The 13,891-nt window shown below is 53.0% G+C and carries 11 protein-coding genes; all 11 read left to right on the top strand.

The annotated features are described in order from the left end of the window. Positions 1–63 precede the first annotated feature (63 nt). Positions 64–816: a (2E,6E)-farnesyl-diphosphate-specific ditrans,polycis-undecaprenyl-diphosphate synthase gene (gene ispU, locus AC6I8W_RS03970; RefSeq protein WP_497837070.1), complete on the top strand. Its 753-nt coding sequence runs from the start codon at positions 64–66 to the stop codon at positions 814–816. Positions 817–834: 18 nt separating this feature from the next. Further along, positions 835–1,692, top strand: a complete 858-nt coding sequence (gene cdsA, locus AC6I8W_RS03975) for a phosphatidate cytidylyltransferase (protein ID WP_497837071.1) — start codon at positions 835–837, stop codon at positions 1,690–1,692. A gap of 12 nt (positions 1,693–1,704) precedes the next feature. Further along, the gene (rseP, locus tag AC6I8W_RS03980) at positions 1,705–3,054 is read left to right on the top strand and encodes a sigma E protease regulator RseP (protein WP_497837072.1); all 1,350 of its coding nucleotides are present in this window, start codon (positions 1,705–1,707) and stop codon (positions 3,052–3,054) included. A 51-nt stretch (positions 3,055–3,105) separates the two neighbouring features. After that, entirely contained in the window at positions 3,106–5,517 is a 2,412-nt protein-coding gene (gene bamA, locus AC6I8W_RS03985; protein WP_497838100.1) for an outer membrane protein assembly factor BamA, read from the top strand. A 105-nt stretch (positions 5,518–5,622) separates the two neighbouring features. Beyond that, positions 5,623–6,123 carry an OmpH family outer membrane protein gene (locus AC6I8W_RS03990; RefSeq protein ID WP_497837073.1) on the top strand — a complete coding sequence of 167 codons (501 nt, stop codon included), beginning with the start codon at positions 5,623–5,625 and terminating at the stop codon, positions 6,121–6,123. Positions 6,124–6,126: 3 nt separating this feature from the next. After that, positions 6,127–7,152, top strand: a complete 1,026-nt coding sequence (gene lpxD, locus AC6I8W_RS03995; protein WP_013507952.1) for a UDP-3-O-(3-hydroxymyristoyl)glucosamine N-acyltransferase — start codon at positions 6,127–6,129, stop codon at positions 7,150–7,152. 195 nt (positions 7,153–7,347) lie between these two features. Then, a complete protein-coding gene (fabZ, locus tag AC6I8W_RS04000; protein WP_013507953.1) occupies positions 7,348–7,803 on the top strand; it encodes a 3-hydroxyacyl-ACP dehydratase FabZ in 456 nt (151 codons plus the stop codon). Positions 7,804–7,806: 3 nt separating this feature from the next. Next, complete coding sequence (lpxA, locus tag AC6I8W_RS04005) at positions 7,807–8,595, top strand: acyl-ACP--UDP-N-acetylglucosamine O-acyltransferase (protein WP_497837074.1); 789 nt, start codon at positions 7,807–7,809, stop codon at positions 8,593–8,595. Between the two features lie 3 nt (positions 8,596–8,598). After that, positions 8,599–9,747 carry a lipid-A-disaccharide synthase gene (gene lpxB, locus AC6I8W_RS04010; RefSeq protein ID WP_497837075.1) on the top strand — a complete coding sequence of 383 codons (1,149 nt, stop codon included), beginning with the start codon at positions 8,599–8,601 and terminating at the stop codon, positions 9,745–9,747. Then, positions 9,740–10,366 carry a ribonuclease HII gene (gene rnhB / locus AC6I8W_RS04015; protein ID WP_497837076.1) on the top strand — a complete coding sequence of 209 codons (627 nt, stop codon included), beginning with the start codon at positions 9,740–9,742 and terminating at the stop codon, positions 10,364–10,366. Before lpxB ends, rnhB begins: the two co-directional genes overlap by 8 nt. A gap of 31 nt (positions 10,367–10,397) precedes the next feature. After that, positions 10,398–13,880: a DNA polymerase III subunit alpha gene (dnaE, locus tag AC6I8W_RS04020; RefSeq protein WP_497837077.1), complete on the top strand. Its 3,483-nt coding sequence runs from the start codon at positions 10,398–10,400 to the stop codon at positions 13,878–13,880. The last annotated feature ends 11 nt before the right edge of the window (positions 13,881–13,891 follow it).

Genomic DNA, 13,891 nt, shown 5'->3' on the forward strand with positions numbered 1-13,891 from the left:
TTGCTGCAGGCGCAATGTATTCAGAAACCACAGCATTTCTGATTAAAGGAATTATTACGCGTTATGTCGTCCAACAATCACAACACATTCGATGACCGGGCTGATTGTACGCCGCGTCACGTGGCCATCATTATGGATGGTAATGGTCGCTGGGCAAAAAATCAGGGCAAACTGCGTATTTCAGGCCACAAAGCCGGGGTAAAATCAGTACGCCGGGCCGTCAGCTTTGCGGTCAGCCATAAGCTGGAAGCGCTTACGCTTTATGCGTTCAGCAGTGAAAACTGGAGCCGACCGGTTCAGGAAGTGACGGCCTTGATGGAATTGTTTGTCTGGGCGCTCGACAGCGAGGTCAAAAGCCTGCACAAGCACAATGTACGTTTGTGTGTGATTGGCGATATCAGCCGTTTCAATTCCCGTATCCAGGAACGCATTCGTCGCGCCGAGGAACTGACTCAGCAAAATAATGGACTGACTCTCAACATTGCTGCTAACTACGGTGGCCGTTGGGATATTATCCAGGGTGCCAAAAAATTGGCCGAACAGGTTCAGGAAGGTCTGCTACGTCCTGACCAGATAACCGAAGAGAGTCTGGCTCCGTATCTTTGTATGAACGAGCTGGCGCCGGTGGATTTAGTGATAAGGACCGGGGGAGAGCATCGGATTAGCAACTTCCTGCTGTGGCAAATCGCCTATGCTGAGTTCTGGTTTACGGATGTTCTCTGGCCTGATTTTGATGAACACGTTTTTGAAGGTGCACTGAATGCTTTCTCTCTGCGGGAGCGTCGCTATGGCGGCGCTGCACCAGGCGGCGCCTGAGCAACCTGGGGGTAACCTTTGCTGAAGTCTCGTTTGATTACCGCGTTTATTTTAATTCCGCTGGTGATTGCTGCGCTGTTCTGGTTACCACTGTCCGGTTTTGCGATAACAACTATCATCATTTGCATGCTTGCCGCCTGGGAATGGGGGCAACTGGCAGGCATGGCGTCCCGTCAGCAACGCATCTGGCTGGCTGTGCTATGTGGTTTATTGCTGGCTGTGATGCTGTTCACACTGCAACCTTATCAACGTGATTTGCATCAATTCCAGATGGAAAGCTCCCTGTGGGCATCACTGATTTGGTGGGTTGTCGCACTGGTATTGGTTCTCTTCTATCCCGCTTCGGCGGCAGTATGGCGCCATTCTCGTCCGCTCCGTCTCCTGTTTGGTGTGCTGACTGTCATCCCTTTCTTCTGGGGCATGATGGCGTTGCGCCAATATCATTATGATACCGACCATTTCGCCGGAGCCTGGTGGCTGCTGTTCGTCATGTTTTTGGTATGGGGAGCCGATTCCGGTGCCTATATGTTTGGCCGTTTGTTTGGCAAACATAAACTGGCACCGAAAGTGTCACCCGGTAAAACCTGGGAAGGTTTCCTCGGCGGGTTACTCTCTTCTGCACTGATCGCCTGGCTGTTTGCCCTGTTTGCCCCGCTGACCATTGCCGCTTCCACCCTAATTATCTGCGCCGTCATTGCTGCGCTGGCTTCGGTACTGGGCGATTTGACGGAAAGTATGTTCAAACGTGAAGCCGGTATCAAAGACAGTGGTAACTTAATACCAGGTCACGGTGGTATCCTCGATCGCATTGATAGCCTGACAGCAGCGGTGCCGGTTTTTGCCTGCCTGCTGCTGCTGGTTTTCCGCACCCTTTGAGGATAGGCGACCATGTTGAGCATACTCTGGAGTTTTGCAGCCTTTATTGTGGCGCTCGGCGTGCTGATTACTGTGCACGAGTTCGGTCACTTTTGGGTTGCGCGTCGCTGCGGTGTGAAAGTCGAACGTTTTTCGATTGGTTTCGGCAAAGCGCTGTTCAGTCGCCACGATCGTCAGGGCACTGAATATGTCATTGCCCTGATCCCCCTTGGCGGCTACGTCAAAATGCTTGATGAACGCGTTGAAAGCGTCCCTGCTGAGCTGCGTCATCAAGCCTTCAATAACAAAGCGGTCTGGCAACGTGCATCGATTATCGCCGCCGGTCCGATTGCTAACTTCATCTTTGCCATTATCGCGTACTGGGCGGTGTTTATTCACGGCGTACCTGGCGTGCGTCCGGTGGTTGGTGAAATTCTGAACGGTTCCGTCGCGGCAGAAGCGCAAATTACCTCCGGGATGGAACTTAAAGCGGTAGATGGTATCGAAACGCCTGACTGGGATGCTGTGCGCATGGCGCTGATCGGCAAAATCGGTGATCAGAGTGCCACGCTGACCGTCTCGCAGTTCGGTGAGGATGCCACGCAGCAAAAGCAGTTGGATTTGCATGACTGGCAGTTTGAACCCGATAAGCAGGACCCGGTAGTCGCGTTGGGTATTCGCCCGCGTGGACCGCAAATCGAAACGACCCTTGCCGAAGTTCAGGCTAACTCACCGGCAAGTGAAGCCGGTTTGCAAGCAGGCGACAGGATCGTTAAAGTCGATGGTCAGCCGTTAACACAATGGCAGACGTTTGTGGTTCAGGTGCGGGATAATCCCGGTAAAAATATGGCACTTGAGGTGGAGCGAAACGGCGAATCACTGGCGTTGACGCTGACACCGGAAGCAAAACCGGGTAACAACGCGGAAGGTTTTGCCGGGGTGATCCCGCGTGTGATTCCGTTGCCTGACGAGTACAAAACGGTAAGGCAGTATGGGCCTTTTGCCGCTATCGGCGAAGCCAGTGTAAAAACCTGGCAACTGATGAAGCTGACGGTTTCCATGCTGGGCAAGTTGATAACCGGGGATGTGAAGCTGAATAATCTGAGCGGGCCGATTTCGATCGCGCAGGGTGCCGGGTTATCAGCAGAATATGGGGTGATTTACTACCTGATGTTCCTGGCGCTGATCAGCGTTAATCTGGGCATCATTAACCTGTTCCCTCTGCCGGTTTTAGATGGTGGACATCTGCTCTTTCTGGCGATCGAAAAGATCAAAGGTGGACCGGTGTCCGAGCGAGTTCAGGACTTCAGTTATCGCATTGGCTCAATTCTGCTGGTGCTATTAATGGGGCTTGCACTTTTCAATGATTTCTCACGTCTGTAATAGCGGGAATGCATACAGGCGTGGGATGTGTTAGGAAAACGCATAACAACGATGGCGATGAAAAAGTTGCTCATAGCGTCGCTGCTGTTTAGCAGCGCCACCGTTTACGGTGCAGACGATTTCGTGGTGAAGGATATTCATTTCGAAGGGCTACAGCGAGTCGCCGTCGGCGCGGCTCTGCTGAGTATGCCGGTACGTGTTGGTGATACGGTGAATGATGATGACATCAGAAACACCATTCGCTCACTGTTCGCTACCGGTAACTTCGAAGATGTTCAGGTTCTGCGCGACGGTACTACGCTGATTGTCCAGGTAAAAGAACGCCCGACTATTGCCAGCATCACTTTCTCCGGTAACAAAGCGGTCAAAGAAGATCAGCTGAAGCAGAACCTTGAGGCTTCTGGTATCCGTGTCGGTGAAGCACTTGACCGTACCACCCTCTCTTCGATTGAGAAGGGGCTGGAGGATTTCTACTACAGCGTCGGTAAGTACACCGCCAGTGTGAAAGCGATTGCTACACCGTTGCCGCGTAACCGTGTTGACCTGAAATTTGTCTTTCAGGAAGGTGTTTCTGCTCAGATTCAGCAGATCAACATCGTGGGCAACAAAGCCTTTAGCTCAGATGAACTGATCTCTCGTTTCCAACTGCGTGATGAAGTGCCGTGGTGGAACGTGGTGGGCGATCGTAAATACCAGAAGCAGAAACTGGCCGGGGACCTCGAGACTCTGCGCAGCTTCTATCTGGATCGCGGTTATGCGCGTTTTAATATTGATTCAACGCAGGTAAGCCTGACGCCGGATAAGAAAGGGATCTACATCACCGTGAACATCACCGAAGGCGATCAGTACAAGATCGCGGGTGTGATTGTTAACGGCAGCATGGCAGGTCACTCGGCGGAAATTGAACATCTGACGAAGATTCCATCGGGTGAGCTGTATAACGGCACCAAAGTCACTCAGATGGAAGATGACATCAAAAAACTGTTGGGTCGCTACGGTTACGCTTATCCGCGCGTGGTCACCCAGCCGGAAATTAATGACGCCGATAAGACGGTTAAACTGCATATCAACGTTGATGCCGGTAACCGTTACTACGTGCGCAAAGTCCGTTTCGAAGGTAACGATACTTCAAAGGACTCGGTACTGCGTCGTGAAATGCGCCAGATGGAAGGCGCATGGTTAGGCAGTGATCTGGTTGACCAGGGTAAAGAACGTCTTAACCGTACCGGCTACTTTGAAACCGTTGACGTGGATACGCAGCGCGTACCAGGTTCGCCTGATCAGGTTGACGTGGTTTACAAGGTTAAAGAACGTAACACCGGTACGTTTAACTTCGGTGTAGGCTACGGCACAGAAAGTGGCGTGAGCTTCCAGGTCGGTGTGACCCAGGATAACTGGCTCGGCACCGGTAACACTGTTGGTATCAGCGGCACGAAAAACGATTATCAGACCTATGCTGAGTTCTCACTGACCGATCCGTATTTCACGGTAGACGGTGTCAGCCTGGGCGGTCGTATTTTCTATAACGACTTTAAAGCGGATGATGCTGACCTGTCTGATTACACCAACAAAAGTTATGGTGTTGACGGCACGCTGGGCTTCCCGATCAACGAGAACAACAGCCTGCGTGTAGGTTTAGGTTACGTACATAACGACCTTTCCAACATGCAGCCACAGGTAGCAATGTGGCGTTATCTCGATTCGGTAGGGCGTCATCAAGGGCTGAACGATGATGGCGATTTCTCCGCGAACGACTTCACCTTCAACTATGGTTGGACGTACAACACGCTGGACCGTGGATTCTTCCCAACGTCCGGTAACCGTACCAACCTGAACGGTAAAGTGACCATTCCGGGTTCAGACAACAGCTTCTATAAAGCGACGTTGGATACTCAGCAATACGTTCCGATTAACCGTGATCGTACCTGGGTGCTGTTGGGACGTGGACGTGTTGGTTATGGTGACGGACTCGGCGGTAAAGAGATGCCGTTCTATGAGAACTTCTATGCCGGTGGCTCCAGCACGGTTCGTGGCTTCCAGTCCAATACCATTGGTCCGAAAGCGGCGTATCTGAATGATGGTTCATCGACTTGTACGCTGACTGATCCTAATGGCATCTGTAAGTCAGATGATGCGGTCGGTGGTAACGCGATGGCGGTTGCCAGCCTTGAGCTGATCACCCCAACGCCGTTCCTGAGCGAGAAGTATGCTAACTCAGTACGCACATCGGTATTTTTCGATGCGGGTACAGTCTGGGATACTAAATGGCAGAACACCGCGGAAACGCGTGCGGCAGGGATTCCAGATTACAGCGATCCGAACAATATTCGCGTATCCAGCGGTATCGCACTACAGTGGATGTCACCGTTGGGACCGTTGGTGTTCTCGTATGCCCAACCGATCAAGAAAGTCGAGGGAGACAAGTCAGAGCAGTTCCAGTTTAACATCGGTAAAACCTGGTAAAGCTCTGAGCAGGGAAGTGTATACCCAAAGGGTATAAAGAGAGTCTGCACGCGTGTAGCAAGGCTACACGCTGCAAACACACATGTTGAGGGTAAGGAGTTTATAGTGAAAAAGTTGTTCTGTGCCGCTGCTCTGGGTGTTGCATTAGCTGCTTCTGCTGGCGCCCAGGCGGCAGACAAAATCGCCGTTGTTAACCTGAGCCAGGTTTTCCAGCAGTCTCCGCAGCGTGCTGTTGTTGCTAAGCAACTCGAGAGTGAGTTCCAGGGCCGTGCCTCTGACCTCCAGTCTCAGCAGCAGAAAATCCAGCAGGAGATTCAGGACCTGCAACGTAATGCTTCAACCATGAAAGCAAGCGACCGCAGCAAGAAAGAGAAGCAAATCGCTTCTGAGCGTGCTGCTTTCGAATCAAAAGCTCAGGCTTTTGAGAAAGACAACCAGACCCGTCAGATGCAGGAACGTAACAAGCTGCTGGCTAAAATCCAGACCGCTGTTCAGTCTGTAGCGAAAAGCGGAGGGTACGATCTGGTCCTGGACTCTCAGGCTGTGCTGTACACTTCTTCTGATGCTAAAGACATCACTGCTGACGTTGTAAAACAGGTTAAATAATCGATGTCATCTATTCGACTGGCTGATTTAGCCCAGCAGTTGGATGCAGAATTGCACGGAGATGGTGATATCGCCATCTCCGGCATTGCTTCTATGCAATCCGCCACAACTGGCCAAATCACTTTTCTTGCAAACAGCCGTTACCGCGAGCAGCTCGCCCAGGTGCAGGCTTCGGCCGTGGTGCTGACGGAAGCGGATCTGGAGTGGTGTAATACGGCCGCGCTGGTGGTAAAAAATCCTTACCTGACCTATGCCCGCATGGCACAACTGCTGGACACCACGCCGCAGCCCGCGCAAAATATCGCGCCCAGCGCTGTGATCGACCCGACGGCGAAGCTGGGGAACAATGTGTCGGTGGGGGCTAATGCGGTGATCGAGTCTGGTGTTGAGCTGGGCGACGACGTCGTTATTGGCGCCGGATGTTTTGTTGGTAAGCAGACACGCATTGGACGCGGTTCACGCCTGTGGGCTAACGTGACGATTTATCACGAAATCCAGATTGGTCAGGATTGTCTGATTCAGTCAGGCACCGTCATCGGTGCGGATGGTTTCGGGTATGCTAACGATCGTGGCAACTGGGTGAAAATCCCGCAGTTGGGCACGGTGGTGATTGGTGATCGGGTAGAAATAGGTGCCTGTACCACCATCGATCGCGGTGCGTTGGATAACACTCTGATCGGCAATGGTGTTATCATAGATAACCAATGTCAGATTGCGCACAACGTTGTGATCGGTGATAACACTGCGGTTGCCGGTGGTGTGATCATGGCGGGTAGTCTGAAGATTGGTCGTTACTGTATGATTGGCGGCGCCAGCGTCATTAACGGACATATGGAAATCTGTGACAAAGTCACCGTGACGGGAATGGGCATGGTTATGCGCCCAATCACAGAGCCTGGGGTATACTCTTCGGGTATTCCACTGCAACCCAACAAAACCTGGCGTAAAACGGCAGCGTTGGTGATGAATATCGATGATATGAGCAAACGTCTCAAAGCCATCGAGCGTAAAGTCGGTAAAGACGAGTAACGCCATCCCACGAGACCGGCTTCATAATAAGCAGCGTACCTTCTTTATCAGCTCGGACCTTGTCTGAGCATGTGCAGCAGGTATCGCAAGGAAGCGAGACGCCACCGAACTGATTTGCGGCCTGCGGATGATCATTTTGATCATTGCAGGCCGTGTTATTGTTGCCATCAGAATTTTTAGGACAGGAAGAGTATTTTGACTACTGAAACGCATACTCTAAAAATTGAAGAGATTTTAGAACTGCTGCCGCACCGCTACCCATTCCTGCTGGTTGACCGCGTGTTGGAATTTGAAGAGCATAAGTATCTGCGTGCGGTGAAGAACGTTTCTGTAAACGAACCGTTTTTCCAGGGACATTTCCCTGGTAAACCGATTTTCCCAGGCGTTCTGATCCTGGAAGCGATGGCGCAGGCCACCGGTATTCTGGCATTCAAAAGTGTCGGAAAACTGGAACCAGGTGAACTTTATTACTTCGCCGGTATCGATGAAGCCCGTTTCAAACGTCCGGTAGTGCCGGGCGATCAGATGATCATGGAAGTGACTTTCGAGAAAACTCGTCGTGGTTTGACGCGCTTCAAAGGCGTAGCAACCGTAGACGGCAAGATTGTCTGTGAAGCGACCATGATGTGTGCCCGTAGCCGGGAGGCATAATTAGTGATTGATTCAACCGCCAACATCCATCCCAGTTCCGTTATTGAAGAAGGTGCCGTTATCGGCGCCAATGTTCACATCGGCCCGTTTTGCTTTATTGGTGCCAACGTGGAAATTGGTGAAGGAACAGTGCTTAAATCACACGTGGTGGTGAACGGCCATACGCGTATCGGCAAAGATAACCAGATCTATCAGTTTGCTTCCATCGGCGAAGTGAACCAGGACCTGAAGTATGCGGGTGAACCGACTCGTGTGGAAATTGGCGATCGCAATCGCATCCGCGAAAGTGTCACGATTCACCGTGGTACGGTACAGGGCGGTGGCCTGACTAAAGTCGGTAGCGACAACCTGCTGATGGTGAATGCTCACATTGCACATGATTGTGTGATTGGTAATCGTTGCATTTTCGCCAATAACGCCACGCTGGGCGGCCACGTTACTGTTGATGATTTTGCTATCATCGGTGGAATGACCGCCGTGCACCAGTGGTGCACCATTGGCGCGCATGTGATGGTCGGCGGTTGTTCTGGCGTTGCACAGGATGTCCCACCATATGTCATTGCGCAGGGTAACCATGCGACGCCTTTTGGTATCAACATCGAAGGCCTGAAGCGTCGTGGGTTCAGCAAAGAAGCCTTGCATGCGATTCGCAATGCGTACAAGTTGCTGTATCGCAGCAATAAAACGCTGGATGAAGCGAAGCCGGAAATTGAAGCGCTGGCAAAATTGCATAGCGAAGTTCAGCCCTTCTATGACTTCTTTGCCCGTTCTACCCGTGGATTGATTCGTTAATCCATGTCAGTGCGTCCCTTAACGATTGCTCTGGTCGCCGGAGAAACCTCCGGCGATATTCTTGGCGCCGGTCTCATTCGTGCGTTAAAAGCGCGCCATCCTGACGCGCGCTTTGTCGGCGTTGCGGGTCCGCTTATGCAGGCCGAAGGCTGCGAAGCCTGGTATGAGATGGAAGAGCTGGCGGTGATGGGCATTGTCGAAGTGCTTGGACGTCTGCAGCGGTTGCTGAAAATCCGCCGTGACCTGACGCAGCGCTTCACTGCACTGCAACCGGATGTGTTTGTCGGCATCGATGCACCTGATTTCAATATCACGCTGGAAGGGCGCCTGAAACGCGCCGGTATTCGCACCATTCATTATGTCAGTCCCTCCGTCTGGGCCTGGCGTCAAAAACGTGTATTCAAAATCGGTCGCAACACCAACCTTGTGCTGGCTTTTCTGCCGTTTGAAAAAGCGTTCTATGATCGTTTCAACGTGCCATGCCGTTTTATCGGCCACACGATGGCGGATGCGATGCCGATGCAGCCCGATAAACTGGCGGCGCGTCGTGGTTTAGGGATTGCTGACGATGCGATCTGCCTTGGTCTGCTGCCGGGCAGTCGTGGTGCCGAAGTTGAAATGCTGAGTGCGGATTTTCTGCGTGCCGCACAACTGTTGCGCCAGCGCTATCCGACCCTGGAAATTGTGGTTCCTCTGGTGAACGCGAAGCGTCGTGAACAGTTCGAGCACATCAAAGCGGAAGTGGCACCGGAATTACCGATGCACCTGCTGGATGGCAAAGGACGTGAAGCGATGATCGCCAGTGATGCGGCGATTCTGGCATCGGGAACCGCGGCGCTGGAATGTATGCTGGCAAAATGTCCGATGGTGGTGGGCTATCGTATGAAACCTTTCACCTTCTGGCTGGCGAAACGGCTGGTAAAAACCCCTTACGTCTCCTTGCCCAATCTACTCGCCGGGCGCGAATTGGTGAAGGAACTGTTGCAGGATGAGTGCCAGCCGGCAGCATTAGCTGCTGCCCTGGAGCCGCTATTACATGCGGGCGCTGAACGCGATGCGTTGCTGGCGACGTTCAACGAGTTGCATGCACAGATTCGCTGGAATGCCGATGAGCAAGCCGCGGATGCCGTACTGGAGATTGCTCATGGCTGAGTTTATTTATCCCAATGCGCGGCTGATTGCCGGTGTTGATGAAGTAGGACGCGGGCCATTGGTCGGCGCGGTGGTGACGGCAGCGGTGATCCTTGATCCTGCGAAACCGATTATCGGTCTGGCTGACTCCAAAAAATTGTCAGAGAAACGCCGTCTGGCGCTGTATGACGAGATCAAAGAAAAAGCCCTGGCCTGGAGCCTGGGACGAGCCGAGCCGGAAGAGATCGATCAGATCAACATCCTGCATGCCACTATGCTGGCAATGCAGCGTGCAGTCGCCGGTTTGCCACTGACGCCCGATTTTGTGCTGATTGATGGCAACCGTTGCCCGGCGTTACCGATGCGGTCGCAGGCGGTGGTCAAAGGTGATAGCCTGGTGGCCGAGATCAGTGCCGCTTCGATCCTGGCGAAAGTGACGCGCGATCGTGAAATGGCCGAACTGGATCTATTATTTCCGCAGTATGGCTTCGCCCAGCACAAGGGGTATCCAACGGCACTGCACATGGAAAAATTGACCCAGCATGGTGCCACGCCTCATCATCGTCGCAGCTTTGCACCGGTGCGCAACGCTTTGATTGATGCCGACGTGCTGGCCGCGCGTCAGCCGACTACGCTTTAATAGCCTGACGCTGTTTTAACCGGAAACTGATATGGCTGAACCTCGTTTTATACATCTGCGCGTCCATAGTGATTACTCAATGGTTGATGGCCTGGCGAAGACCGGGCCGCTGGTAAAAAAGGCTGCCTCATTAGGTATGCCTGCTATCGCCATTACCGATTTCATCAACCTGTGTGGACTGGTGAAATTCTATGGCACAGCGCACGGTGCCGGGGTGAAACCAATTATTGGTGCCGATTTTAACGTCGCCAGTGAGTTAATGGGTGACGAGCTGACGCAGCTCACGGTACTGGCGGCCAACAATACCGGTTATCAGAATCTGACGTTGCTGATTTCACGTGCGTATCAACGGGGTTATGGCATTGCTGGCCCGGTGATAGATCGTGACTGGTTGGCCGAGTATCAGGACGGTTTGATTCTGCTTTCCGGCGGACGTCGTGGCGATGTGGGGCGTAGCTTATTACGCGGCAACAACGCACTGGTGGCACAATGTCTGGCGTTTTATCAGCAGCACTTCCCCGATCGTTACTATCTCGAACTGACACGTACCGGTCGTCCGGATGAAGAGAGCTATCTGCACGCCGCGGTAGAGCTGGCGATTGCCCAAGGCGTGCCGGTGGTGGCGACCAATGAAGTGTGTTTCCTCAATGAAGAGGATTTTGACGCCCACGAAATTCGCGTGGCGATTCATGATGGCTACACGCTGGACGATCCCAAGCGTCCGCGTAACTACAGTCCTCAGCAATATATGCGCAGCGAAGCGGAGATGTGCGAGTTGTTCTCGGACATCCCGGAAGCGCTGGAAAATAGCGTAGAAATTGCTAAGCGTTGTAATGTCACCGTACGTCTGGGTGAATACTTCCTGCCGCAATTCCCGACCGGCGAGATGACCACCGAAGACTTCCTGGTGGTGAAATCACGTGAAGGTCTGGAAGAGCGTCTGGAGTTTCTGTTCCCCGATCCGGCGTTACGTGCCGAGAAGCGCCCGGAATATGACGAGCGTCTGGAGATCGAACTCAACGTTATCAACCAGATGGGCTTTCCCGGCTACTTCCTGATCGTGATGGAGTTCATCAAGTGGTCGAAAGATAACGGCGTACCGGTAGGGCCAGGACGTGGTTCGGGTGCCGGTTCGCTGGTGGCCTACGCGCTGAAAATTACCGACCTTGATCCGCTCGAGTTTGACCTGCTGTTCGAACGTTTCCTTAACCCGGAACGTGTGTCGATGCCTGACTTCGACGTCGATTTCTGCATGGAAAAACGCGACCTGGTGATCGATCACGTCGCCGAGATGTACGGCCGAGAGGCGGTATCCCAGATCATTACCTTCGGTACGATGGCGGCGAAAGCGGTTATCCGTGACGTGGGCCGTGTGCTTGGTCACCCTTATGGTTTTGTCGATCGTATCTCGAAACTGGTGCCGCCCGATCCGGGCATGACGCTGGAAAAGGCCTTTCTTGCCGAACCGCAGCTGCCGGAAATCTACGAGGCAGATGAAGAGGTTAAGGCACTGATCGATATGGCGCGTAAGCTGGAAGGCGTTACACGTAACGCCGGTAAACACGCCGGTGGCGTGGTGATCGCGCCGACCAAAATTACCGATTTTGCGCCGTTGTATTGTGATGAAAACGGCAATCATCCGGTCACGCAGTTCGATAAAAACGACGTGGAATATGCCGGTCTGGTGAAGTTCGACTTCCTCGGCCTGCGTACGCTCACCATTATCGACTGGGCGTTGAAGATGATTAACCCGCGCCGTGAGAAGCAGGGCCTGGAACCGATTGATATCGCAGCCATTCCGCTCGATGACAAAAAGAGTTTCGACATGCTGCAACGCGCGGAAACCACCGCCGTGTTCCAGCTTGAATCGCGCGGCATGAAGGATCTGATCAAGCGTCTGAAGCCAGACTGCTTCGAAGATATGATCGCCCTGGTGGCGTTGTTCCGCCCGGGGCCGTTGCAGTCCGGCATGGTAGATAACTTTATCGACCGTAAGCATGGCCGTGAAGCGATCTCCTACCCGGATATTGAGTGGCAACATGAGTCGTTGCAACCGGTGCTGGAACCGACCTATGGCATCATCCTTTATCAGGAACAGGTGATGCAGATTGCTCAGGTACTGTCGGGTTATACCCTCGGTGGTGCGGATATGCTGCGTCGTGCTATGGGTAAAAAGAAACCTGAAGAGATGGCGAAGCAGCGATCTGTGTTCCAGGACGGGGCAGAGAAGATGGGCGTCAATGGTGAGCTGGCGATGAAGATCTTCGACCTGGTGGAGAAATTCGCCGGTTATGGCTTCAACAAATCGCACTCCGCTGCTTATGCACTGGTTTCTTATCAAACGCTGTGGTTAAAAGCCCACTATCCGGCAGAGTTTATGGCGGCGGTAATGACCGCTGATATGGATAACACCGAAAAAGTAGTGGGCCTGGTGGATGAATGTTGGCGCATGGGCCTGAAGGTGCTGCCACCGGATATTAACTCCGGACTTTACCCATTCCATGTGAACGATGAGGGTGAGATCGTTTACGGCATCGGCGCGATCAAAGGGGTGGGCGAAGGCCCGATTGAAGCGATGCTTGAGGCGCGTAACCGTGATGGTTACTTCAAAGAACTGTTTGATCTCTGCGCACGCACCGACACCAAAAAGATCAACCGCCGCGTGATGGAAAAACTGATCATGTCCGGTGCGTTTGATCGCCTCGGCCCACACCGTGCCGCGCTGATGAGTTCGCTCAATGATGCGTTGAAAGCGGCCGATCAGCATGCGAAAGCTGAAGCCATCGGCCAGGCGGATATGTTTGGTGTATTGGCGGAAGAGCCGGAGCAGGTGGAGAAATCCTATGCCAGCGTCACACCGTGGCCGGAGCAGATTCAACTTGATGGCGAACGTGAAACGCTGGGTCTGTATCTCACCGGCCATCCGATTAATCAGTATCTGAAAGAAATTGAACGTTACGTCGGCGGGATGCGTCTCAAAGACATGCATCCGACCGATCGTGGTAAAGTGACCGTCGCGGCGGGGCTGGTGATTGCTGCCCGTACGATGGTCACCAAGCGTGGCAACCGAATTGGTATCTGTACTCTGGATGACCGCTCTGGGCGTCTGGAAGTGATGTTATTTACCGATGCATTGGATAAATACCAGCAATTGCTGGAGAAGGACCGAATCCTGATCGTCAGCGGACAGGTCAGCTTTGATGACTTTAGCGGCGGCCTTAAAATGACCGCCCGTGAAGTGATAGACATTGATGAAGCGCGGGAAAAATACGCGCGTGGTCTTGCTATCTCGCTGACGGACAGGCAAATTGATGACCAGCTTTTAAACCGTCTCCGCCAGTCTCTGGAGCCTCATCGCTCCGGGACCATTCCGGTGCATCTCTATTATCAGAGAGCAGATGCGCGGGCGAAGCTGCGCTTTGGTGCAGCGTGGCGTATTTCGCCCAGCGATCGTTTACTCAACGATTTGCGGTCGTTAGTTGGGTCGGAGCAGGTGGAACTGGAGTTTGACTAAAACAGGAACAT

It is taken from the genome of Pantoea sp. X-Soil-TKNS-1211 (genome assembly GCF_059730495.1).